This is a genomic window from Sulfuricurvum sp. RIFCSPLOWO2_12_FULL_43_24, from assembly GCF_001829605.1.
Classification (GTDB): domain Bacteria; phylum Campylobacterota; class Campylobacteria; order Campylobacterales; family Sulfurimonadaceae; genus Sulfuricurvum.
Genome location: NZ_MIBT01000058.1, coordinates 13,191 through 36,522 on the forward strand (window position 1 = coordinate 13,191; position 23,332 = coordinate 36,522).

General features: G+C 43.8%; 23 protein-coding genes. 2 read left to right on the forward strand and 21 right to left on the reverse strand.

The annotated features are described in order from the left end of the window. Window positions 1-28 precede the first annotated feature (28 nt). Both A3G19_RS05755 and A3G19_RS05760 read right to left on the reverse strand, forming a co-directional pair. Window positions 29-673: an HAD family hydrolase gene (locus A3G19_RS05755; RefSeq protein ID WP_015654636.1), complete on the reverse strand. Its 645-nt coding sequence runs from the start codon at window positions 671-673 to the stop codon at window positions 29-31. Then, window positions 670-2,169, reverse strand: a complete 1,500-nt coding sequence (locus A3G19_RS05760) for a peptide-binding protein (RefSeq protein ID WP_041192452.1) — start codon at window positions 2,167-2,169, stop codon at window positions 670-672. Before A3G19_RS05760 ends, A3G19_RS05755 begins: the two co-directional genes overlap by 4 nt. A gap of 93 nt (window positions 2,170-2,262) precedes the next feature. Here A3G19_RS05760 and A3G19_RS05765 point away from each other — a divergent pair, with 93 nt between their 5' ends. Continuing rightward, window positions 2,263-4,164: an LTA synthase family protein gene (locus tag A3G19_RS05765; RefSeq protein ID WP_015654638.1), complete on the forward strand. Its 1,902-nt coding sequence runs from the start codon at window positions 2,263-2,265 to the stop codon at window positions 4,162-4,164. Between the two features lie 100 nt (window positions 4,165-4,264). On the opposite strand, the gene rpsI is transcribed toward A3G19_RS05765, so the two are convergent. The 19 genes from rpsI to A3G19_RS05860 form a co-directional block, all read right to left on the reverse strand. Next, a complete protein-coding gene (gene rpsI, locus A3G19_RS05770) occupies window positions 4,265-4,654 on the reverse strand; it encodes a 30S ribosomal protein S9 (RefSeq protein WP_015654639.1) in 390 nt (129 codons plus the stop codon). Window positions 4,655-4,663: 9 nt separating this feature from the next. Next, window positions 4,664-5,086, reverse strand: coding sequence for a 50S ribosomal protein L13 (rplM, locus tag A3G19_RS05775; RefSeq protein ID WP_015654640.1), 423 nt, complete (start codon window positions 5,084-5,086; stop codon window positions 4,664-4,666). Window positions 5,087-5,167: 81 nt separating this feature from the next. Further along, the gene (locus tag A3G19_RS05780) at window positions 5,168-7,870 is read right to left on the reverse strand and encodes a RecB-like helicase (RefSeq protein ID WP_015654641.1); all 2,703 of its coding nucleotides are present in this window, start codon (window positions 7,868-7,870) and stop codon (window positions 5,168-5,170) included. Next, window positions 7,860-10,202, reverse strand: coding sequence for a PD-(D/E)XK nuclease family protein (locus tag A3G19_RS05785; RefSeq protein WP_294871136.1), 2,343 nt, complete (start codon window positions 10,200-10,202; stop codon window positions 7,860-7,862). The genes A3G19_RS05780 and A3G19_RS05785 overlap by 11 nt, the downstream gene beginning before the upstream one ends. Then, window positions 10,195-11,157, reverse strand: coding sequence for an ORF6N domain-containing protein (locus tag A3G19_RS05790; RefSeq protein ID WP_294871138.1), 963 nt, complete (start codon window positions 11,155-11,157; stop codon window positions 10,195-10,197). Before A3G19_RS05790 ends, A3G19_RS05785 begins: the two co-directional genes overlap by 8 nt. 249 nt (window positions 11,158-11,406) lie before the next feature. Continuing rightward, window positions 11,407-11,913, reverse strand: a complete 507-nt coding sequence (locus tag A3G19_RS05795) for a FixH family protein (RefSeq protein ID WP_294871141.1) — start codon at window positions 11,911-11,913, stop codon at window positions 11,407-11,409. Continuing rightward, on the reverse strand, window positions 11,906-12,610 hold the full coding sequence (locus A3G19_RS05800) for a hypothetical protein (RefSeq protein WP_015654645.1): 705 nt from the start codon (window positions 12,608-12,610) through the stop codon (window positions 11,906-11,908). Before A3G19_RS05800 ends, A3G19_RS05795 begins: the two co-directional genes overlap by 8 nt. A gap of 121 nt (window positions 12,611-12,731) precedes the next feature. Then, window positions 12,732-12,938 carry a DUF4006 family protein gene (locus tag A3G19_RS05805; protein ID WP_015654646.1) on the reverse strand — a complete coding sequence of 69 codons (207 nt, stop codon included), beginning with the start codon at window positions 12,936-12,938 and terminating at the stop codon, window positions 12,732-12,734. An 11-nt stretch (window positions 12,939-12,949) separates the two neighbouring features. Next, entirely contained in the window at window positions 12,950-13,879 is a 930-nt protein-coding gene (locus A3G19_RS05810) for a c-type cytochrome (RefSeq protein WP_294871144.1), read from the reverse strand. Next, complete coding sequence (locus tag A3G19_RS05815) at window positions 13,872-14,093, reverse strand: cytochrome c oxidase, cbb3-type, CcoQ subunit (protein ID WP_015654648.1); 222 nt, start codon at window positions 14,091-14,093, stop codon at window positions 13,872-13,874. Before A3G19_RS05815 ends, A3G19_RS05810 begins: the two co-directional genes overlap by 8 nt. A gap of 10 nt (window positions 14,094-14,103) precedes the next feature. Beyond that, window positions 14,104-14,796 (reverse strand): cytochrome-c oxidase, cbb3-type subunit II, encoded by a 693-nt coding sequence (gene ccoO, locus A3G19_RS05820; RefSeq protein WP_015654649.1) that lies wholly within the window; start codon window positions 14,794-14,796, stop codon window positions 14,104-14,106. A gap of 14 nt (window positions 14,797-14,810) precedes the next feature. Beyond that, window positions 14,811-16,292 (reverse strand): cytochrome-c oxidase, cbb3-type subunit I, encoded by a 1,482-nt coding sequence (gene ccoN / locus A3G19_RS05825; protein ID WP_015654650.1) that lies wholly within the window; start codon window positions 16,290-16,292, stop codon window positions 14,811-14,813. Window positions 16,293-16,579: 287 nt separating this feature from the next. After that, window positions 16,580-17,707, reverse strand: coding sequence for a glutamine-hydrolyzing carbamoyl-phosphate synthase small subunit (gene carA / locus A3G19_RS05830; RefSeq protein WP_294871147.1), 1,128 nt, complete (start codon window positions 17,705-17,707; stop codon window positions 16,580-16,582). Beyond that, a complete protein-coding gene (locus A3G19_RS05835; RefSeq protein WP_294871149.1) occupies window positions 17,707-18,258 on the reverse strand; it encodes a DUF507 family protein in 552 nt (183 codons plus the stop codon). The genes carA and A3G19_RS05835 overlap by 1 nt, the downstream gene beginning before the upstream one ends. Window positions 18,259-18,330: 72 nt before the next feature. Beyond that, the gene (locus A3G19_RS05840) at window positions 18,331-18,858 is read right to left on the reverse strand and encodes a PDP protein (protein WP_294871152.1); all 528 of its coding nucleotides are present in this window, start codon (window positions 18,856-18,858) and stop codon (window positions 18,331-18,333) included. After that, a complete protein-coding gene (locus tag A3G19_RS05845) occupies window positions 18,855-19,277 on the reverse strand; it encodes a flagellar FliJ family protein (protein ID WP_294871154.1) in 423 nt (140 codons plus the stop codon). Before A3G19_RS05845 ends, A3G19_RS05840 begins: the two co-directional genes overlap by 4 nt. Before the next feature lie 17 nt (window positions 19,278-19,294). Then, window positions 19,295-20,542, reverse strand: coding sequence for an adenylosuccinate synthase (locus tag A3G19_RS05850; RefSeq protein ID WP_294871157.1), 1,248 nt, complete (start codon window positions 20,540-20,542; stop codon window positions 19,295-19,297). 18 nt (window positions 20,543-20,560) lie between these two features. Then, complete coding sequence (locus tag A3G19_RS05855; protein WP_294871166.1) at window positions 20,561-21,406, reverse strand: ATP phosphoribosyltransferase regulatory subunit; 846 nt, start codon at window positions 21,404-21,406, stop codon at window positions 20,561-20,563. A gap of 4 nt (window positions 21,407-21,410) precedes the next feature. Then, window positions 21,411-22,514, reverse strand: a complete 1,104-nt coding sequence (locus tag A3G19_RS05860; protein WP_294871158.1) for an alanine--glyoxylate aminotransferase family protein — start codon at window positions 22,512-22,514, stop codon at window positions 21,411-21,413. Between the two features lie 116 nt (window positions 22,515-22,630). On the opposite strand from A3G19_RS05860, the gene uppP reads away from it, so the two are divergent. Next, on the forward strand, window positions 22,631-23,332 hold a 702-nt coding region (gene uppP, locus A3G19_RS05865; RefSeq protein WP_294871160.1), incomplete at its 3' end, for an undecaprenyl-diphosphatase UppP.

The following is a 23,332-nucleotide window of genomic DNA, read 5'->3' on the forward strand; positions in this document are numbered from 1 at the left end:
CTTTCAAACCAAAGACAAAGTGTTACTTTCATCCCCGCAGAGCGATGTATCGCACCGCTTCAAGAGCATCTCTTTGTATAACATCTGTTAATGTGAGTAATTGTTCTATATTATCATATCCACTGGTTACCGCCACACATTCAATACCGGCTCTTTTAGATGATTCAATATCCAAACAGGTATCTCCGATCATCCATGCCTCTTGATTTTCATGACCCATCTGGAGCAATGCTTTCAAAATAGGTTCAGGATGGGGTTTTCGGTTTTCAACATCCTCAAATCCGATCAGAACATCGAAGTAGTGCATAATTTCAAAATGTTCCATTAGTTCACGTGAGTAGCGCCCCGTTTTGGTCGTTACAATCCCCAGTCTCGCAAATAAAGACGCCTCTTTTATCGCTTCTATCGCGTTGGGGAGCAAAAACGTTTTTTGGCATGAAATCTCCCGATAATAGAGCTTATACGTGCTTACATGCGTATCGACCAGATCTGCTTGAACGCCGACACCGGCAAACATTACCTCAAGGGGATGTCCTATTTGTGAAGTAATCATCGACTCCGTAACTTCTAAACCCAAATTATGTGTTCGAAGCGAATGGTAAAAACTCTCTAAAATAGCCTCCGTCGAGTCGATCAATGTCCCGTCCAAATCAAACAATATTATTTTTTTCATTTTTTTTCCCAATCAATATAATCTTCCCATATCCCGTTAATGGTTGGCTTTATCCCTCGTATCGATCGGCTGTACACATTGATCTCATTGGGGATCACTAAAAAAAGATACGGGTTGTCTCCCACTATTTGACCAAAGATTTGACGCTGCAAGGAGGCAATTTGTTCAGGCTCCGTTGAGTTTTCCATCTGCTCTATCAGTTTGTCGGTACGCACCGAATGATATCCGACCAGATTAAATCCCCCCGGAACATCGCTCTGGGAATGCCATAGCGCATAAGGATCAGGGGTAAGAGAGAGCGACCATCCGAGCAAAACCGAATCAAATTTTCGCGGCGTTACCACCGTATTTAAAAATGCCTGCCACTCCATGACGCGAAGGGTCACTTTGACTCCGACATCCAATAATTGCCGTTGTAAAATCTCAGCCGCATACGGGCGGATCGCATTGGAATTTGAAGTTGCAATTTCAAATTCCAACGGTTTTCTCCTACTGTAGCCTGCAGCGCTAAGGAGTTCTTTCGCCCGTGCCAAATTACGCTTCGGAGCTTTAACCTCATCATTAAACCCTTTGCTTCCCGGAAGAAAAGGGCCCGTACACACATTACCGTGTTTCAAAAAAAGAACATCGATCAATGCCTCTCGATCAATCGCTAAAGAGAGCGCTTCTCGTACGCGAGGGTCTTGAAATTTTTTCAGACGCAGATTAAATCCCAGATACGTGTAACTGTGTGAAGGAAGTTCCAACGTCGCGAATTGTTTGTGAAACGATTTATCCAACTGTCGTTCATACTGCATCGGATCAAGTCCGTCCACATCGATTTGACCCGATTTAAGCATCAAAAACCGTGTCATGGGATCGTTGATAACGTGAAAAACGATTTTATCAATCTTCGGACGGTGTTCAAAATAATGAGGATTCGCTTCCAATACGATCTGTTTGGAAAATTCCAGTTTTTTGAGAACATAAGGGCCCGTTCCGATCGGAGCGGTGTTGAATTTTGAGCCCATAATATCGTTTTCACGACTCAAAATATGTTTGGGGACTATCCCCATCATCCATATTTCCAACGCTTTAAAATAGGGTTTCTCATACGCTACACGGAGGGTATAATCATCGATCACGCTCACATTTTTAATCACTCTGAAATCAGAGGCATAGGGGGTAATAGTTGTCGGGGATTTGATCAAATTGTAGGTAAACAAAACATCCGCAGCACTCAACGGCTTACCGTCATGCCATTTAACCCCCTGACGAAGTTTAAACTCAATAAGGGTCGGAGTAATAAAACGGTACGACTCCGCAAGATCACCGATAATTTTCTGACCGCTCTCATCATATTTCACCAAAGAGCTAAACAAAAATCCAGCGATTGAAGAGCTTGCCGAATCGGTTGCGATAAGAGGGTTTAGACGTGCAGGGTTTGAAGAAGCACTGAGATGAAGTGTCGAAGCAATCAACCAGACACTTTGTAAAAGTAGCAATAATAATTTCAATCTCAACCCGTTTTTTATGAAATTATAACATTACTCCAATGTTATCCAAGCGTATGCTATAAATACAGACATTTTTATCAGGAATACTAATATATGATCCGAGAACTTATCAAAATTTACCTCCTCTTTATCGCACTCTTTTTCCTCGGTCGGCTTGGACTTTACGGTCTCTATTTTGACCGTCTAGGGGATATCAGCCTCACTGAATCGCTCTTATCGTTTCTTTATGGTTTAAAACTCGATACGATGACTGCGTCAATTATCTTAGTCATTCCCGCCTTGCTGCTTGCCATCACTCCCCAAAGCGGGGCTAAATATGTAGGACGATTTCTCAGCGGTTATGTTCTCTTTTTTCTACTGGTAGCCCTTTATGTGGAAAATGCTACGTTCCCTTTTGTCGCTCAGTATGATGTACGTCCCAATTACCTCTTTATCGAATATCTGAAATACCCTCAAGAGGTCACTTCTATGATCCTCAAAGAGTATCCGCTACAATTGGCTGTTGCACTCGGGATGCTCGTAGCTACGGCGTGGGCATATCTCCGTTTCTCACCGCTGCGTTTGGTGGAAGCGATCCAAACACCGCTGTGGAAACGGCTCCTACTGTTCCCGCTTGTTGCTGCATTGCTCTTTATCGGCATCCGCTCCTCGTTCGGCCACCGTCCCGCCAACATCTCAGATGCCCTTTACAGCACCAACCGCATGGCAAATGAAATTGCCAAAAACTCCCTCTATTCGATCGGATACGCCTACAAGAGCTATACCAGAGAGGAAAATTTGGTGAAACCCTACGGAAAAATAGAGCTTGGCGAAGCGTATGCACGCGTCGGAGCCAAACTCAATCTTATTCCGAGCGGAGAACATCCGTTTAACCGCGATGAGCCGACCCATTTTCCGGCTCAAAAACCTAAAAATCTCGTGATATTTATCCAAGAATCCATGGGGAGCCAATTCGTCGGATTTAGCGGAGGGGATGTGAGTATTACCCCTAATCTTGAAAAGCTTTCACACGAAGGAATTGCCTTCACCAACCTCTTTAGCAACGGGACACGGAGTATCCAGGGATTAGCGGGGATGAGTTCGGGATATTTGCCTCTTCCCGGAGAGGGAGTCGTCAAACGGAACAAATCCCAAAGTGATTTTTTCACCGTTGCTTCACTGCTCAAGCCTTTAGGCTACAAATCGAGCTTTATTTACGGCGGTGAAGGACGATTTGACAACATGCGCAGCTGGTACATGGGAAATGGTTTTGATGAAGTAATCGAACAAAAAGATTATGAGAATCCCGGTTTTGTCAGTACTTGGGGAGTCAGTGATGAAGATTTAGTCCTCAAAGCAAATGAAAAATTCAAAGCCCACGCGGCAAAGGGTGAAAAGTTTGTCAGCGTAATGTTCTCATCTTCCAACCACTCTCCGTTTGAACTGCCCGAAGGAAAGATAGAGTTTATTGCCGGAAAACCAAAAAATGGGGTTGAAAATGCAGTCAAATACGCCGATTTTGCCATCGGACGCCTTTTTGAGTTAGCAAAAAAAGAGTCCTACTACAAAGATACCGTCTTTGTCATCGTTGCCGATCATAATATCCGCGTTTATGGGGATGATCTTGTTCCGGTCAATATGTTCCATATCCCTGCACTCATTGTAGCTGAGGGGGTGAAAGCTGAAAAATTTGATCTCCTCTCCACCCAGCCCGATGTGTTGGCTACCGCTTTGGATCTTATCGGGGTTAATCTCACCTACCCCGTTTTGGGACACTCCATTTACAGTGATAAAAAGCAAGAGATCGCACTAATGCTGTTCAATGATACGTTTGCCCTGCGCTACCGTAACAAAGTCGCCGTTATTCAGCCAAACAAAGAGGCAGCAACGTTTATCTATGATAAAGAGCGCCTTCTAAGTGCTCCTCATGACAAAGAGCTTGAACGTGACGCATTGGCATTTGTAACGGTTATGGATGATATGTACAACAAAAAGCTGTTTAGAGTCGCTAAATAACATTCAGTATTGTTGAATGGGCGGTGAAAGAAGTAATCTGTAATGGGTGAAGAAAGTGTGAAGGAAAAGTTCTTCCCAAAGAAGGGAAGAATAAAAACGATTAACGTTTTGAGAATTGAGGAGAACGACGTGCTTTACGTTTACCCGGCTTCTTACGCTCAACGATACGAGCATCGCGAGTAAGCATACCAAATGGTTTTAAGATAGCACGGAAAGACGGATCAAATGCGCAAAGAGCACGAGAGATACCGTGACGAAGTGCATCCGATTGTCCTGAGAAACCACCACCCATAGTTGAAGCAGTGATGTCTACTGAAGCGTCTTGTTTTGTCAAAGAAAGCGGTTGAGTAACACGCAATTTTTTTGCTTCAAGACCACCGAGCCATGCATCGAGTGAAAGACCGTTTACAGTAATTTTACCTGTTCCCGGAGCAAGCCATACTTTAGCGATCGAAGATTTTCTTCTTCCGGTTGCATACGTTTTTGCCATTATTTATCCTTACTTAGCGATCTGTGCAGAGTGAGGGTGTTCAGCACCTGCATAGACTTTTAGTTTTTTGATCATCGCGCGACCCAATTTTGTTTTAGGGAGCATACCGCGAGCTGCAAGTTTGAAAACTTTTTCTGGGTTAGTAGCCAAAAGTTCTGTAAATTTTTCACTTTTTACGTTACCGAAGTAACCTGTGTGACGGTGGTATGTTTTAGTAGCGGTTTTGCCGTTACCGTTAATAATCGCTTTTTCAGCATTAATGATAACAACGAAGTCACCACAGTCGATATTTGGGGTAAAATAAGGTTTATCTTTACCGCGAAGACGAGTAGCAACATCTGTCATAATACGACCGAATGTTTTCCCTTCCGCATCGATCAAAACCCATTTACGTTCGATTTGCTCAGGTGAAGCAATTTTAGTAAATTTCATCTTGAGTCTCCTTTTAAAGTCTCTATAAATAGTGGCGAAATTGTACCCTTTTAAACTTATAATCTGCTGAAATTAAGTTTTTTATAAGCACTTTACCCATTCGATCCGATCATCCAATAAATAGCATAAATATCCCTCAACTATCTCATTCGTCGATGTGCGTATCGCCTCGCAATAGCGATTCACCTGTTCACGATGTTTTGCTTCCTCTTCACGGCCGCTTTTATAATCGATGATTATCCACCCCTCTTCTCCCCTCACCAGCAGATCGATTACTCCGAGATTTCCTTTATGGCGTATCATTTGTTCTTTGTAACAGTTGCCTTGTGTAAGGGTACGAAACAGTTCATCGGTTATCAAACGATTGATTCTCTTTTCAATCTCCTCTATTGCCCCCTCATAGAGCATTGCGCCATAACGGTTACGGGTCGATTCGAGTCCATTTTGCAGAGATATGGAGGTAAAATCACCCATCATTTCCAGTGTATAATGGAGTGACAACCCAAACTGAACCGCTGTATAGTCATGCGTTGCCTCTTTCACTGATCGGAGACTCTCCTCTTGACGACCGAATTGGAGTGCTTTAAAATTCAACACCTTTTGCGTGAGAGGCATTTCTACCTTGCGGGGTTTTATGTCTAAAACACCCCATTCAGAAGCAACCAGTTCTAAAGGGTCAAACCATGAGTTTTTGGTTTTAGAAATGACGCTTAACGATTCCACCGCACGGGTTAGAGCAACATAGAGGGCATTGAGCTGATCCTCATCGCCGGCTCTCTTTTCCGCTTCTAAAACTTTAGCGTACACCGGGTCCAGCGCTTCACGACCTTTAATCCGGTAGTGCAGAGCCCGTAATTGCGCCCCCTCATACTCATAAACAATTGCGTCATTGTGGCTTCTGGCGGTTCCGAGCCTATCAAGGACAATGACGTGTTCGAACTCCAGCCCTTTGGATTTGTGTACCGTCATAATCCGAATCCCTTTGAGATCGCTTTGCGGTGACGTGCTCTCCAAACGGTCAATTTCAAACACCACCTCTTCGATGTCACGATACCCTCGAAGTGCTTCGACAAACATCAGGGCACTTTTATCGGCGATGCTAAATCTCTTGATAAAAGCAATCACAGCCGTCGATATTTCATCAGCAGATACCCGCTCAATCATCTCACTCTGAATACCAAGCAGTGCCGCACAATTGGAGCGATAAATTGACTCTCCGAAATAGCAATAGCGCAGATACTCGATGATAGCACGAACACTCCGCTGTGCGATAAGGCGCGCAGTCGTCTCCGTTACAACGTCATACCCTCTCTCGCTCAGAATCTCTTCCACTGCACTCCCGTCTTTGTTGGTGGCAGTCAAAATAGCGATCTCTTCGGGGACAACCCCTTTAGCAATCAGCAATGCAACCCTCTCGCTCAACGTCTCTAAAAGATCATCGCTGTTTAGAACCTCGACATACCCCCCTATCGAGCTCTGCGGACTCTGTTGCGGAATATACCCGTTGATTTTTCCCTTAAATGCTCGGTTGACAAAATCGACGATTGCGCTTTTGGAGCGGTAGTTCACCTTTAGCGGTTCCAAACGGACATCAAACAACTCTGCCACTTGATGAAAGAGCGCGCTCACCCCTCCGCGAAAACGGTAGATCGATTGTTTAACATCCCCGACAAAAAAGAAGCTCCCACCCTCATTCACCCCGGTACCGGATCGGATCTCTTCGATCAGCGGACGGAGGATATCGAACTGAATGACACTGGTGTCTTGAAATTCATCGAGAAGAAGATGTTTGAGGCGCGAATCAAGCCGAAAATAGAGAAACTCGCTCTCCAATTTTTCCCGCAACAACGTGTGGACGTTTAGGGTAATATCATCGAAACTCAGTTCATTACTTTGTACCGCCATGGAGCGACGACTTTTGATGTAGAGTTTGAGGATAGCAAAAAGTTCTTTGAAATAGAGCACTTCACGACGACGCATCTGAGAAGCTACTGCACCTTGTATCTCGTGAAGCAACTCATCCATCCGAGGCTCATAAATCTTTTTAAAATCCCAATACTCTATACTCGGCTTCATGAGCCATGTTTTTCCCAGCAGCTCTTCGTAACTCTCAAACTGCATCGTTTTTCGGGCACGATCGCTGAGCGGTTTAGACAAAATCATTGCTGAGAGTTCCCCGGCAAGAGACATTGCGTATCCTATCGCCTCTTCAGGTGCGTTGATCCCCTCATAGCTTTGCATATCCAGCTCTTTGTATTTGGAATAAAGGGCGGAAAGAAGTCCAAACAAATCACTGAGCCGTTTATCGCTCAAAAGAGATAGATGCACCAGCGCTTCAGAGGCACGAGAGACCTCCACTTCATTCAAAAACCTCTCGAGCAGTGCGCTCTCATGATGATTCTGAACCGTTTTAAAGGTCGGCATCATCCCCGCATTGAGAGCAAATTTGCGTAATATCCGACCAAAAAATTTATCGAGGGTGGAGATTTGAATGTCGGAACGGAGAAATCGTGAAAGTACTTTGGGACGTTCCTCTAAAATGACCCGCTCATCGATCCCGGTGAGACGAGCAATTTGAGGCAGTTCACTCCGTGTGGGAAGCTCTTCGAGGGTGAGAATGATACGCTCCAGCATCTCATTCGCCGCTTTGTTCGTAAAGGTCAATGCTACGATGGAGGATGGGTTCTCCCCCATAAAAAGGAGGCTCAAATATCGGACGACGAGATTAAAAGTTTTACCGCTCCCCGCACTCGCTTCATAAGCTAAAAACGGTTCAAACTCCACGCATCACCTCCCGATGACAGAGATAAACATACGGACAGTAGCGACATCGGCTCAAATCCTCACACATCTCCCAGTTCCAGACTCTCTCGGATGCCATAGTTGCCAAAATCTCTCTCAGCTTGGTGATTTTTGCCTCCAAAAACTGTTCGAATTTTAGTTCCCCTTTCCCAAGATCATAATAACCGCATCGCGCCACTTTCCCCAGCTCCCCAGCGAGAAGAGCATAAACACTAAGTTGATAATCAACATCGCTCTCTTTGGGTTCTTTATCAGTGTCAGGATATTTGCCGCTTTTGTAATCGATCACTTCGAGTTCACCGCCATTTTCATCGATACGGTCGATCCTGCCATTGAGTCGTATCCCCTCTACTTCGACACTCACCTCTTTTTCGGTGTAAAGAACCCTCATACCTGAAGCAAATCGTGATGCTTCGCAGGCATAAAACGGATCTAACTTATCAATCCATAGCCGTTTCATATACCGTTCCAGCGAATCATTCGATTTTTTTTCTTCCCATAAGCTATAAAGTGCCTCTTTGATCTGAGCTGCACTGGGATATTGCTCTTGGAGTTTGTACACTCTCTCCAAAGCACTGTGGAGTTCATTACCGATGTCTCTCTCCTCTGAAAGATCACGCGGCAGTTCATGATCACGCAAGTGTTCAATATAGCGATAGTAAAATTGTCTTTTGCAGCTCAAAAAAGTTTTAATACCGCTTGCGGAGAGCGGCTGAGCCGTAAAGTCGTATTCACTCTCATACATTCGAACCTGTCGTTCGTTAAAACATGCTGCAGGAAACAAAACTTCTTCGTATCGGTATACGGATGGAATGCTCTTGATCCCAAGCTGAAGCAAAAACCGTGACGGTACCGATTCAGTATTTTGGACACATCCGATAGCCACCTTTTTAGCTCGGTTAAAGAGGATAGAGTAGTAATGTTTTTGGAGCGATTCACGATCATGTGCGCTGGGTAAACCTGCATATTCTCGTGTTTTAGAATTTAAAAAAAGATCTTTTTCACTCTTATGAGGAACGTATCCTTCATTAAAATCAACGATCACGACCCCATCAAACGCAATACCCCGCGTTTCCAACAATCCCATCACGGTTACCTTGCCGCCCCGGACATCATCAATGCTCCGCTGACGCAAACGGTTCATAAAGATTCGAAACACCGCCCTAAAGTCCATTTGCTCCAACGCATGGGTGAGATGGCTAAAGCGATGTAGTTCGTCTTGGATTATTTCAATCGACTCCGCATCAGAATCTTCCCATAATACAATCAACTCTTCGAGTTGTGAAAACTGGAATTTTTGAGCATAGCGAGCTTTGAACCAATCGATGACATCGCTTTTGATATTTCGGATACGTTCTCGATTTAAGACACTTGCTTCATCCAAAAAGAGGGTTATACTCTCCAACTCACGATACATAGTACTGTTAGAAAATGGCTTCCCCATCGCAAAGTTAAAATTTCCTTCACTATCGAACTCTTTTAACATCTGCGCCGCATCTTCATCAGGGAGAACAACGGCGATTTTCTCCGGTGCAATCCCCCCTTCTACAAATGCCTCCACGGAAGCCTTAATAAATCCGATTTGCGCCAGTCTGATATGAAAGACTTCACACGTGACTGAACGGTTCAGGCTAAGAAGCTGCTCACTTATAATCCGTATCTCACTGAGGGAAAGCCGATATTCCATATCCTCTTTAAGCTCAAACCCCATCTCCTCAAACCGCGCCGTCATTTTGCGGTTATACGCTGTCGTGTTATAGAGCAGAGTCAGTTCCAAATGCTTGGCGCACTCTTGCAGCAAAGCGATCTCATATCGGCTCAAATACCCCTCAACCACAATCGTAATCGAATCAAAATTGCGTAGAAAATCGTGCTGTAAAGTCGCATGTTCAGAGTTAAAAATCCGGTCCGCCCACCCCTCACGAGTGCATATCTCACCGTAGCGTTCACGCAGACGTTTGAGTATCGCAATATGCTCTTCGTATTCACCGTAGACATCGACAGACTGGAGAGTCTCTACTGAGACTTGCTCAGAGGAGAGCTCTTCGAAGAAACGAAACAGGTACTCCGAATTTTGGATAAAACTGAAAAAGTTACGCTCGATGTTGAGTGCCGTAAAACCTGAAAAATCGGATGCCTCGTGCATTGCCAAAAGGCGTAGATCCTCATCCGGTACGATCTTGCCCACAGAGACATAGGCACGTGAAAGAAACTCTCCCATCGTCATAGTATGGGGGAGAAAGCCCTCGCTCCACTGAGCTACCGCTTCACGAACACATCGTGCGGTAGTATAAACGATACATTCTCTATTCATTGTTCAACTTTTCTAATATATTTAATGCGCCCATATCTAACTTCGAAAAAGCAAACCATTTTTTTCCTAAATCTTTTAAACTCGCTCCGATATGATACACTTCCTTTTCATCGATCAATAAAAAGCGATCATGGGATGAATCAAACTTTTTTAGCTCTATCGTTGGATATTGTGTATTGTATTTTTGTAAATCAAGTTCGAGCTGTTTCGTGATATTTTTGGTGTAGATGGTCGCATTTACTTTCATATCTCGTTTGGATAGCAACGTTAAAACACTCTCATCGACATAGTTGTCGATCAGAATGATGCTCTCTTTGGCACTTTTAATGAGATCCGATACAAGCAGATACGCATCGTACACCTGCCCATCATAAAAAATACCTTGTTTCGGTTTAATGGATCTGTCTTCGATGGCATTGAATATCGCCTCAACTTTTTCATCCGTTTTGGATTGTTTTTGCTCCAATGAATCAAGTCTTTGAAATATCAAGGCATTGTTTGAGATAAATTTTCGCATTTCTACAAAAGCATTGATGATATGGATACTCATCTGCACTGCGCTCTGACTTCGTAGTACCGCCGAGAGCATCGCTACTCCCTGTTCTGTAAACACGTAAGGCAAATATTTTCTATGTTTACCTCTACTATTTTCTAAGGTCACAAATTGTGACCTTAAAGATTCTTCATCGTCTAAGGTGCCATTTTGGAACCTTAAAGAATCACTTAAACTTGAGGTCGCAAATTGCGACTTCAAGTTTTGATGCTCTTCTTCACTCAACTGAAACATAAAGTTTTGAGGAAATCGGTCACTATTTCTATTTACGGCTCTATTTAGATTTTTAGTTTCTACCCCATAAAGCTCCGCCAAATCACTATCCAACATCACCTGCATACCGCGAATGGTGTAGATTTTGGTTTTGATCGTTTCGTCGATAGAGGCGGTGACTTTGTTCATCGGTGATTCCTAAAATTTTGCTTCATTGTACCCCGTCGCTCAAAAATGGCGGAAAATATGACAGGATGAAAAATTTTATTTTTTGTCTCTTTTTTCTATAGCTTCAATTGCATCCAATGGCAACCTACTGAATAACTCTTATTATACAAAAATTATGAGAAATTGTGATAGAAGATGGCAAAATGACGAGTCTATAGGATGACGTGAGAAGAACCCTTTGGCCCACTCAGGGCGAACGGGTAAGGGAAATTAAAACTCGAAGGTATTCGGATTACGGGTGTCAGCTTTGAGGTTGTAGTAACGTTGAACACTCCCGACAGACACCTTAGCCATAATGTCCCATCGACCCACTTTTGGGAGATCGACCGGAGCAAAGGTATATTTACCCTCTTCTACGCTCGGATTACTGAGATTCATATCGAACTCTTTTAAATCAGGTCTGGTGAGGATTACCTCTACCTTTGCATCATTGACTGCTTTACCTGATTTATCGCTTACTTTGTATTCAATAATTGAACCTTTCTCAACGATCTGAGGTGTTAAAAAGGCAATCGTGTAATTTTGGTCAAACGCTATCTTTGCATTGATAATATCGTTCGCATTGGCATCATACTGATGATACCCCTGCATCCCGTAATTGGACAATTCTACCGGATTATTGAGTGCGGCCTTGATCGTTACGACACATGCACCGATCACACCGACAATAGAGAGCCCAATGATAATCGGCCATTTTGTTCCGGGATTTTTAAACATTAGAAGAGTCCTCTTTTCTACGCAAATATTTTCCGCGCAAATATTTGAAAATTGCGAAAAGAATGATACCGTAAAATATGACTCTCAAAATATCGATGAAATTTTTACTGCCGCTACCCGCAGATGAACTTAAGGTGACATTGTGATGCGCCGCGATTTGCTCGGCAACATCGCTGTAACCGTTGAACATTGCCACCGAATATTTAGAGACAATTTCCGCACCTTTGGCTCGTTCTGCCAAAATCGGCAAAATTGTTCCACCCCGATTACTGATAAGTTCTGAGGCTTCACCAAAACTGCGCGCAAACATTACGGCACTTACAACCGAACCCATAAAAGTTGCGTTCGGACTTAAAACTTGAGCTTTGTTAAAATATTCGTATAAAGAGACGGGACGCGCCAAAATATCCACTTTTTGCTTGAGCTCGATAAACGTCATAATCACAGCAGGCTCTTTGAGCTCAGTGGAGAGTTGTTTTTCGAAATCAGCAATGCTCTGATTTTCTTCCGTATCACGTACCATAACCAGATAGAGAGACACCCCTGTTTTGGCTTTGAGTTCCGCACCGATGGCATTAATTTGCTCAGAAAACTGAGGATTTTTGACAACATCATCTTTATATAAATATTCAGCATGAAGAGATAGTGAGAATAGAATTGTGAGGGTGAGGGCCGCTAGCCCTCGTGAGAGTAACAAAAGCTACCCTTAACCGACGTAAAGGTGATTTGGTGTTATAACCGCCCACAACGTTACCGCTGCAGAAACCACTAATGCGATTGTGATGAGTTTATCCATGATACTTGCCATATTAAACCCCTTATTTTACATCAACACGATGTGCAGCGTTTTCGGTGCTGAACATCTTGATGTCTTTTTCATTTTCAACTTGGTAATAGTTCGCTGCACTGCCTTGTTGCACACCCAATCCCCATACGGTCAAACCGACGAGGATAGAGAGAAGCAATACAGTTGCGATTAACATACCGGTAATACCGTCCAATGTAAAAATACCACGATTTTCCATTATGACTCTCCTTATTTGCTAAGGCTGGTGACATACGCACCAAGCGCTTTTACTTGAGCTTCAGTCAAATTGTTGAATGCAGGCATTGCACCGATAGCACCTTTTTTACCATGTTTAAGAACATTGGCAACCAAAGTTGGATTGAACTCAGCAATGCTTGGTCCAACCATATCGACACCTTTACCATCAGCTCCGTGACAAGCAGCACATGTACCGGCAAATACGTCAGCACCTTCTGTGCCTTTCATTCCGCCAGCAACATATTTAGCTACCGCATCGATCTCTGCATCGGTAACCAAAGCGCCAGTATTGGCATTCATCAAACCATTACGATCCGGCATAGGCATTTCCATACCGAGAAGTTGGTTGTTTGAACCTTTGTTGATAACGTCTTTAATCGTTTTTTCTTCCAAACGTGCATTCAAGTTCGCCGCTTTACCGTCGATACCGTCTGCTTGAAGACCGTGACACGGTGCGCATTGTACGATGAAGATTGATCCACCCATCTCTTTGAGTGTCTCTTCATCCATATTAGCATGTTCCGCTTCGAATTTTGCATCGTGCGCCGCTACAGCTTCATTGTATTCACCGATTTGTGAATACGCATTAACCGGATATCCCGCAAGGAAATACCAGATTGCCCAAATAGTGAGACCCAAGAAAATAACCGCCCATCCAAAAGGAAGTTCGTTTTTATATTCTCCGATTCCGTCCCAGTTTTCATCCGCAAGTTTACCACTCGCTTTATCAAACTGCATTTGTCGAACATATTTGGTAACTACAAATGATGTTACGATAACGAGTACAACTGCGCCTAATACGGCGAGTTTATTAACCCAGTCACCTTCTCCACCCATACCGCCGGCCATTCCGACAGCGACATAGGTGAAGCCAAGCATTGCAATTACAACTATGATAGCAGCAAGTACTGTCTTATTCATTTATGCCTCCTACTTTTTTATCATCGTTTTTTGAGATTTCTTCAATCGGCTGATCAGTAATCTCGTCATGGAGCGCGATATTGCCGTACTTTTCATAATCGCGCTTCCCTTTCCATTGCGAACTGTAGAGATGATAAATGTACGAGTACAACACCACCACTAAAAACGCAACGAAGAAAAAGTAAGCATACGCTTGAATCGTACCTATATCCACGCTATCATCCTTATTTTAAACTGTTAAGATACGCGATCATCGCTACGATTTCAGGGATTTGACCCGCTGCTACCGCATCTTTAACGTCTTGGTCTTTCATATCAGCTGCAATCACTTTAGCTTCTTCGAGTGCCGCTGTTTTTGCTTCATCCAAAGTTGCTGCCAATGCTACAGTAGCTTTTGTGCCATCTGCCATTGGGATTTCAGCGTTATAAGGTGTATTGAACACTTTGTTAACGGTTACTTGTTCTGCATACGCAGTATCAATATCCGCAGTGTTTTTAAACATCCAGCGATATGCCGGCATGATAGAACCCGGAACAACTGCCGCAGGATCTTTCATGTGATTTTCGTGCCAGTCTGTTGTACGGTAGTTACCTACACGCATCAAGTCCGGACCAGTACGTTTTGAGCCCCAAAGGAATGGACGATCATACGCATATTCACCGCTCAAGCTGTAGTGACCGTAACGGTCAGTTTCAGATTTAAACGGACGAATCAATTGAGAGTGACATCCCATACAGTTGTTTTTAATATAAACATGACGACCAGCAAGTTCCAACGTGCTGTAAGGTTTAGTCCCTACAACAGGCTGAGATGCTTGCGCAAAGTTTGGCAAAATCTCGATAAGACCTGCAAACGCGATTGTTAAGAACACCGCTACCGCGAAAAAGAACGGGTGTTTTTCTAACCAGTGAAACATTTTTCCCCTCCTTATTAAGCGCCCATAGGCGATGCGTTTTGAAGTTCACTCTCTTCAACACGGCGAGAGCTTGTCATTGTTTTGTACATATTATACGCGAACAAGAACATACCTACGAGGTACAAAGTACCACCAACAGCACGGATAGTATAGTATGGGTGCAATACCGTTACAGTATCGATAAATGAGTAAGCCAAGTTACCGAATTCATCGTGCGCACGCCACATCATACCTTGAGTAATACCTGCAATCCACATAGAGGTGAAATACAAAACAACCCCAAGAGTTTGAACCCAGAATTGAGTATTCATCAACGATTTAGAATAAATCTCACGCTTGAATACACGTGGAGCCATATGGAAAAGTGCCGCCATAATCATGAACGCAACCCAACCAAGTGTACCATCATGTACGTGACCAACGATCCAGTCTGTAAAGTGAGCCAAAGCATTAACTGATTTGATCGCTTGAATAGGACCTTCAAGTGTAGAGAACATATAGAATGTAGACGCAAGGATCATAAATTTGATCAATGGGCTAGATGCTACTTGCTGCCATTCACCCTTCATCGTAAGGAGCATATTGATCGCAGAACCCCATGATGGGAGAATCAATACAACTGAGAACACAGAACCCATGGTTTGCATCCAATCCGGTACGGTAGAATAGATCAAGTGGTGTCCGCCTGCCCAAAGGTAAACAAACATCAATCCCCAGAAAGCAAGCAATGAAAGTTTATAAGAATAAACCGCTTGACCTGATTCTTTTGGAAGGAAGTAATAGATCATTGCAACGATAGGTACAGTAAATCCGAACGCAACCGCGTTGTGTCCATACCACCATTGTACCAACGCATCATTTGTACCTGAGTACATTGAAACAGAGTGATACCAGTTGCCGATTCCGCCAGATGCGAAATACGTTGGAATTTCCATGTTGTTGAAAAGATACAACATAGCGATTCCGAGGAATGTTGCAATGTAATACCAAATAGAGATATAAAGTGATTTTTCACGACGGATACCGATCAAACCAAAAATTGACATACCCCAAATAACCCATACCACGACAACCGCGATATCAATCGGCCATTCAAAATCTGCATACTCTTTACCGGTTGAAATACCAAGTAATAATGTACCGACTACTGCAACAACAACCAATAAATAGATGAAGAAATGCAATTTAGCAAGTACCATCAAAAACTTTGATTCAGCCATAGATACTTTTAGAACACGTTGTCCTACATAGTACCAAGTAGCCCAGATACCGCTAAGGGTAAAACCAAAGATAACTGAGTCAGTATGCAACGGACGAAGACGACTAAAGTTGGTATACTCAGCCAATCCCTCTCCCGCCATCAAATTCACACCCGGAAACGCCATTTGCCACGCTAAAATAACGCCGACAAGCATCCCGACAATACCGAGAACAACAGTTGTAAGCATAAACCACTTTGCAACCGTGTAATCATACTCCAATGGACGATTCTCCATTTACGACCTCCTTAAAGATTCAAAGCATAAGAGCCTATTAGGGCACCTCTAAGAGTTGAAGTTCCAACTTTTAGAGATGCCCTTAACACTTTTGTAACAAAAGTAGGCTATTAGACGCTCTAATGATAGCAATCAGAGTATTTGAAGAATCTTAAATTATTAAATATTTTTCACAGTATTGGAACTTAACAATAAATTTAAGTTTATTTACAGAATTAGGGGTAGAAAAGTAACACTTTGAGGTTTTATTACCGTCATATCAGGAGATTTTATCCCCTGATCTCCAGTTAACGTTGAAGAAGTTGAAGAAATTCGCTGAAAATGTAACGGCTCTCTTTAGGTCCCGGACTTGATTCAGGGTGGTGTTGTACCGAGAAAACATGACCGCTATTATAGCGTAGCCCTTCGATGGTATTATCGAATAAATTTACATGGGTAACTGTCGCGATTTCACGGACAGACTCGGGTACATTATAGTTATGGTTTTGAGCCGTAATCTCTACCATCCCGGTTTGAAGGTTTTTGACCGGATGATTTCCACCGTGATGACCGAATTTCAGTTTATGGGTATCGTATCCATGTGCAATACTGAGGAGTTGATGCCCCAAACAGATTCCAAACAATGGGATTTTGCGCTCAATCAGTTTTTTAATCTCTTCTTGTTCACGCTTCAATACCAATGGATCTCCCGGACCGTTCGATAGGAATACACCGTCGATCTCTTTTGCGTCATAACGTCCAATCAATTCATCCGCACTAAAGGTGTTCGGCAATACTTCTACTTCCAATCCCGCTTCAGTGAGTTCATTAAGGATATTGCGTTTAACCCCAAAATCGATTGCAGCAATACGTGCTTTAGCAGCAGGAGCCTCATTATAACGGAAGTTAAACGGATCATAAATGCCGTTGCGATGAGTATAGGCGGTTTTCGTACTCACTTCTTCGATGTAATTGATCTCTTCGATTCGAGGTGAACTCTCTAACATTTTTTTGAGTTCATCTTTATCCGAAACCTTCGTCGAGGCGATCATCATCATCGCCCCTTCGCTACGGAGCATTTTAGTGATATAGCGGGTATCGATATCCGTTATCCCGATAATCCCGTGTTTTTCCAAAAAGGTATGCAATGCTTCCTCTGCACGAAACGAAGAATAATCGCGTTGGTATTGACGAACAATAATCCCTTTACAGTGAGCACGAGAACTTTCCATGTCTTCACTGTTAACTCCCACATTCCCGATTTCTGGCATGGTAAAGGTAACAAACTGACCTGCATACGAAGGGTCAGTGATAATCTCTTGGTATCCGCTCATCGACGTATTGAAAACGATTTCCCCGACAGCAGTAGTGTCTGCACCAAAACTTTTGGCACTGAGATAGGTGCCGTTTTCGAGATAAATCCAAACATCACGCATTATGCCATCCCCCGTCTAACCAATTCATCTTTATAAAGTTTTTCATACACGATCTCGTATTCATCCGTACCCGGGATCAAATTGCGTTTGTAACTTTTGATTTTTTCATAAACAGCCGATTCAATTTCGCTGGAGTCGGCGATTGATCCGGTGATTGCATCGAAAATAATATTTTTAATACGGTTTTCACTCACATCGTAATTAATCAAATCTTCTTCGTAGAGTACATCGAGAATCTGGTGAGCAATATCCGAATAACGATCTTCATACGACAAGACAACACCAAATTCAGGTGCCAATTTCTTTTTGATCATAAAAAAGAGTTGTCGCTCATCGGCGAGATAGAAATCGATCTGCTCTTCATTGGCATTGACGATCTCTTTTACTTTTTCTTCTAAAGCCATCTCTTTTTTAATGTTAGTGCTCAAGATGGTCTCGGCCTCTTTGGCGGTAGTCTCAAGCCCTTTGGTCATGGTAACCAAACCGCTGCGGCTAAGATCGACAGCGATTCGCGTCGCGATATGGGGTACGTGTGTCAGTGAAACCTTCATTGCCAGCCCTGAGTGAAATTTTTTGCATTTTACCCTAAAATACCTCTCAAATCGCTTAGAGGAAATGGAGGATTATTTAGGTGGTTGAGGTAGTTTTCGCATTTTGTCCGTAATTTCCGACCCTTTTTTCGGGTTCATTTTGCCTAAAATCTGTCCGACAACTTTAGAGTTAAGGGTAATCAATATTTCTGATGCCTCTGAAGAGGGCATCTCGGAGAGGATTTGCGCTGCAGCTGCCGGCTTCATTTTTAAAAATGCTTGAGAGACTTTATCCGATTTGAGTTGTTTCATTTCGTCTAAAACTTTTTTATTTTCCTCTACCATTTTTTTAATTGATGCTTCTTTGGCTTTGATCTCGGCCAATTTTTGATCGACTTTGGTATCTTTGCCTTGTACCATCGCCTCTTTTTTACGGAGAAGCTCCTCGGTTGCACGTTTAAGGGAATCAAGTGATTGCTTCTGTTCATCAATACGTTCAAGTTCTACCAATAACTCGTTTTTGCGATCTTCAAAAATCTTCGTACATTCATACGATTTCGTTGCCGGTGCACCCAAAAGCAATGTCATACTGAAAAGCGTTATTCCCCATATTATTTTCATAAAATCTCTCTTTTATAGGTCATTGTCCCAATCTCATCAAGCATTTTAGCCTCTTGATCTTTAAGAAGTTTGAGTTGTCCATTCATCTCTTGAACTTCCAAATATTTAAATTTTTCAAAATCGACCATAGCCTCTTTAAAACGATCTCTCATTTGTATTTGGCGTTGCTGTGCTGTTTGCAATGTTTGCTGAGCTTCTTCAATACTTTGATGTTGCGCATGAATCATAGCCGTTGCTTGGGTGAATTCTCCTACGGAGCCTTTTGTAGGCAATGTCATGAGCGAAAGCTCTTCGTAGGCTCGATTAAGTTTGTCTGAGGCAGAAGAGAGTGCGTTATTCGCACCGATAAGAGCACGTTCGGCATTATCAAGACTCTTCTTTTTGAGTTTGACTAAAGGCGCATAACGCGACTTGCCCATACGTGCTCCTTGAAGTATTACAATGTAATGGTGTCGTTTCGATCCGGTGACGTAGAAATCATACCGATTTTAGTTTGAGTCAGTTCTTCAATGGCACGAAGATATTCCTGAGCCGTTGAGGGAAGGTCTTCAAATCGGCGAACCCCTTCGGTTTTATCCCATCCGGCAAACGTTTTATAGACGGGTTTCACATTCTCCAAATCAAGCGGCATATAATCGATCACTTCACCGTTGATTTCATACGCAACACACACTTGAACTTCATCGAAACCGTCCAATACGTCGAGTTTCATAATAGAGAGGTCATCGCATCCGTTCAAACGACTCGCATAGCGACACGCTACGGCGTCAAACCATCCACAACGGCGAGGACGTCCGGTCGTTGTTCCGAATTCATGCCCCGCTTTGCGCAAACGTTCACCGATTTCTCCGTGATCTTCACTCGGGAAAGGGCCGTTTCCGACACGGGTACAATACGCTTTAACGATTCCCGTAACTTTACCGATGTCTTTTGGATTCACCCCAAGACCGGTACACGCTCCGGCTGAAATCGTCGATGAACTGGTGACATACGGATAAGTTCCATGATCGATATCGAGCATCGTCCCCTGCGCACCCTCTAGGAGAATTTTTTTATCCTCATCCATGAGTTTCCACGCCATTTGGGTTGTGTTTGCCAAAAATGGAACCAATGCCTCTGCAAATGTCGTAAGCTCTACCGTCAATTCTTCTTTGCTCGGCAATGCAATTTCCAATGCTTGAAAAATTGCACTATTTTGTTCAAAATATTCCATTACGCGGTTCGTAAGAGTTGCAACATCGCGAAGCTCTCCGAGGCGGAATCCCGCACGAGCGATTTTTTCGCTGTACGCAGGTCCGATACCGCGACCTGTCGTACCGATCGCTTTTTCACCGCGAAGTTTCTCTTTCGCTTGATCGATCAACGTGTGAAACGTCAAAATCATATGCGCCGATTCAGAGACAAACAATCGTCCAAGCAAATTATCAAATTGTTTCATCTCTTTGATCAATGCTTCGGGAGAGACAACGACACCGTTACCGATGATGTTGATCGCTTTCGGGTTCAAAATCCCTGACGGGATCAAGTGAAGGGCGTGCGTTTTACCATCAACGACGATCGTATGACCGGCATTATGTCCCCCTTGATAACGGGCAACACAATCGTATTTTTGCGCGAGCAAATCAACAATTTTCCCTTTTCCTTCGTCACCCCACTGGATACCGACTATTAAATCTGCTTTCATAAACAATCCTACTTTTAGTTATTGGTGTAATGCGTCAATCAACGCATCAGTATAAATGGCGAATCCGACGGAAACCGTCTCGTCGCTTTTGTAGCGTCCGCCCATAGCGTACATTTCATTTCCTTCGATCACGCGGAAAAAAAGCTCGTCATAATAGAGCATTTTAGCGTAATAAAGGGGAGCGATAACTACATTAGGATATTCCAGCCCCTCACACAGCTCTTTGATTTTCAGGAGTTCCGGTTTGATCGCATCGGGTACGATTGCCGCAACTGCATCGATCTCATCGGCATGCTGCATGTAGACCAATCGAGTCAACCAGTCTATTTTGAGAGATAGAAATTTTTCGATGTTTACATGACGGAAATCGTCCAACGTCAGATCCAACATCTCGCTGAGAATTCTAGGAATATTGATATTGGATATTTGCAATAACGGCGAAAATTCCAAAACATTGAGAATCCGTGTCGCTTGGGTGAGCGCTACCGAAAGGTTCGGCTCATCGATAATCTCAACCCCGATTTGATACTGCTCATCCGCAGGGTAACGGTAAACCGGCTGGATATAGAACCATTTTTTGTGTTCCGTATTGCCGCCGAGACGTTTGTTAAGTATACGTACCACATCGATCGTCGAATCGGCACGAAGGCTGATCGGATGGTTTTCACTGTCGTTCACACGGATAAGCTCACGCTGATCGCAGACACTCATGTGCTGGTGGTACGAAAAGAGCGGTGTTAATATCTCTTCAAATCCGGCATCGCTCAACAGGGTGCTTGCTTTGGTTTCTATGATTCGCTTGGTCTTCGCCGTTCCGGCAAAGTAGAGCTTGGACCCTTCAGGAATTTCGTGTTCAAATACCATAATATCAGAGTCCAAAATAGACGGTGTTAAACACGCGGTTCGCGGTTCCGTCATATGTACGTCGGCCCATTGCAGCAAGAGAAAGTTCCACCGCGTTAACTGCCCAACACGCTTCGTATGGGGCAATGAGGCCCATATGGTTGATACGGAATATCGAATCTTTGATGTGATCTTGTCCACCGGCCACATTCACATCGAATTGTTTTAAGGTTGAGCGGATTTTTTTCGCTTCAGCGTCCCCTACCGTTGTCATCGAATCGGCAGGATTGGTTGGGTAGATAGAGAGGCCGATCGCACCCATCGCTTCGCGGGTTGCATATGCCCGACGCGCCGTATCGGCGTACAACTTATCGAGTCCACCTTCAGCTTTGATACGATTCAAAATAGACTCTAACCCGATCGTAATGGTCGTTGCCGCTGTCCATGCCGTCGTGTTTTTACGCTGATTTTTGATCTCGGTGGCGAGGTTAAAGTAATACCCTTTGCCGCTTCCGATTTTTTCAATCGCCGCGTTAGAAAGCCCCATAATCGCAAGTCCCGGAGGGAGCATCAACGCTTTTTGGCTCCCTGAGATCAGACAGTCGATATTAGTGACGTCGATTTTCTCCACGCCCACCGCCGTGATACCATCTGCAATCACCATGATGGATGGGTTGTGTGCTTTAACCGCCGCTGCAATTTCTTCAACACTGTGGCGCAATCCGCCCGCACTTTCACAAATTTGAATCGCAATCGCATCGACATCAGGGTTAGCGTTCAATGCCGCTTGAACTTCCTCAACACTGGCAGGAGTATCCCATTCGTGCTTGATTTCGACATTCGCAATCCCGTGAGCTAGCGCAATCTTGCCGAAACGCTCACCGAATTTTCCCGAATTGATTGAGAGGAGTTTGGAATGGGCGAGATTGATGACTGCCCCTTCCATAGCTCCGGTTCCTGAGGATGCCAACATCAACACCTCATCCATCCCAAGGAGTTCAAACAACAATGTGCGGGTTCGCTCAAATATCGCTTCGAACTCAGGGGTACGGTGATGAAGCGTCTCGCCTGCCATCGCGACACGAACAGACTCAGGTACGGGGGTAGGACCGGGGGTAAAAAGTAACATTCAAAAATTCCTTGAGGGAAATGGTCATAAATCCGCGCATTTTATCCTAGTTGAGGTTAGGGGAGGTTTAAGGGGTGAGGCTATGGTACAATTGCATCAAAAAAAGAGCTTATTTAATGACGTTATTTGATGCATTGATTCTTGGCGCGCTGGAGGGAGTCACCGAATTTCTCCCGATCTCTTCAACAGGACATCTTATCCTCGCTTCACAATTGTTGGGATTGGAGCAAACCAATGCCCATAAAGCCTTCGAGGTTTCCATCCAACTCGGAAGTATCCTCGCCGTCTTATTTTTATACGCCAAAAGACTCCTCCAGGATAAAACACTGTGGCTGAAAATCGGTGTCGCTTTTTTACCGGCAGGTGCTTTGGGATTTTTGTTTTACAAACAGATTAAAGCCCTTTTCGGAGTAGAAACAGTGAGTATTATGCTCATCGCTGGAGGGATAGTATTCTTAGCTTTCGAGTATCTTCGCCGTGACAAACCCATCGATTCAGGAAAAGATATCACTGAACTGAACTTCAAAGAAGCCTTTACCATCGGCGTATTTCAAAGTCTCTCTATGATCCCCGGAACCAGCCGCTCCGGTGCGACCCTTATCGGCGGATTGATTATGGGGCTCAGTCGTAAAAGTGCCGCAGAATTTTCGTTTCTCCTCGCCATTCCGACGATGATCATCGCTACCGCCTACGATCTCATCAAGCACCGCAATGAAATGGTAGTGGATGATTATTTTATGCTCTCCATTGCGTTTATAACGGCGTTTGTATTTGCCCTCGCAACGGTCAAACTTTTTGTCGCCTTCGTCAGCCGCCAC

What these genes read in the sequence shown, in the direction of transcription:
- rpsI (WP_015654639.1), bottom strand. Translation starts at nt 4,654, where the DNA reads ATGGCAAAAACGTATGCAACCGGAAGAAGAAAATCTTCGATCGCTAAA.
- rplM (WP_015654640.1), bottom strand. Translation starts at nt 5,086, where the DNA reads ATGAAATTTACTAAAATTGCTTCACCTGAGCAAATCGAACGTAAATGG.
- carA (WP_294871147.1), bottom strand. Translation starts at nt 17,707, where the DNA reads ATGCGTGATGTTTGGATTTATCTCGAAAACGGCACCTATCTCAGTGCC.
- A3G19_RS05850 (WP_294871157.1), bottom strand. Translation starts at nt 20,542, where the DNA reads ATGAAAGCAGATTTAATAGTCGGTATCCAGTGGGGTGACGAAGGAAAA.
- A3G19_RS05755 (WP_015654636.1), bottom strand. Translation starts at nt 673, where the DNA reads ATGAAAAAAATAATATTGTTTGATTTGGACGGGACATTGATCGACTCG.
- A3G19_RS05840 (WP_294871152.1), bottom strand. Translation starts at nt 18,858, where the DNA reads ATGAAAATAATATGGGGAATAACGCTTTTCAGTATGACATTGCTTTTG.
- A3G19_RS05790 (WP_294871138.1), bottom strand. Translation starts at nt 11,157, where the DNA reads ATGAACAAAGTCACCGCCTCTATCGACGAAACGATCAAAACCAAAATC.
- A3G19_RS05855 (WP_294871166.1), bottom strand. Translation starts at nt 21,406, where the DNA reads ATGGTATTTGAACACGAAATTCCTGAAGGGTCCAAGCTCTACTTTGCC.
- A3G19_RS05805 (WP_015654646.1), bottom strand. Translation starts at nt 12,938, where the DNA reads ATGGAAAATCGTGGTATTTTTACATTGGACGGTATTACCGGTATGTTA.
- ccoO (WP_015654649.1), bottom strand. Translation starts at nt 14,796, where the DNA reads ATGTTTCACTGGTTAGAAAAACACCCGTTCTTTTTCGCGGTAGCGGTG.
- A3G19_RS05810 (WP_294871144.1), bottom strand. Translation starts at nt 13,879, where the DNA reads ATGAATAAGACAGTACTTGCTGCTATCATAGTTGTAATTGCAATGCTT.
- A3G19_RS05785 (WP_294871136.1), bottom strand. Translation starts at nt 10,202, where the DNA reads ATGAATAGAGAATGTATCGTTTATACTACCGCACGATGTGTTCGTGAA.
- A3G19_RS05835 (WP_294871149.1), bottom strand. Translation starts at nt 18,258, where the DNA reads ATGAAGGTTTCACTGACACACGTACCCCATATCGCGACGCGAATCGCT.
- A3G19_RS05860 (WP_294871158.1), bottom strand. Translation starts at nt 22,514, where the DNA reads ATGTTACTTTTTACCCCCGGTCCTACCCCCGTACCTGAGTCTGTTCGT.
- A3G19_RS05795 (WP_294871141.1), bottom strand. Translation starts at nt 11,913, where the DNA reads ATGTTTAAAAATCCCGGAACAAAATGGCCGATTATCATTGGGCTCTCT.
- ccoN (WP_015654650.1), bottom strand. Translation starts at nt 16,292, where the DNA reads ATGGAGAATCGTCCATTGGAGTATGATTACACGGTTGCAAAGTGGTTT.
- A3G19_RS05765 (WP_015654638.1), top strand. Translation starts at nt 2,263, where the DNA reads ATGATCCGAGAACTTATCAAAATTTACCTCCTCTTTATCGCACTCTTT.
- A3G19_RS05845 (WP_294871154.1), bottom strand. Translation starts at nt 19,277, where the DNA reads ATGGGCAAGTCGCGTTATGCGCCTTTAGTCAAACTCAAAAAGAAGAGT.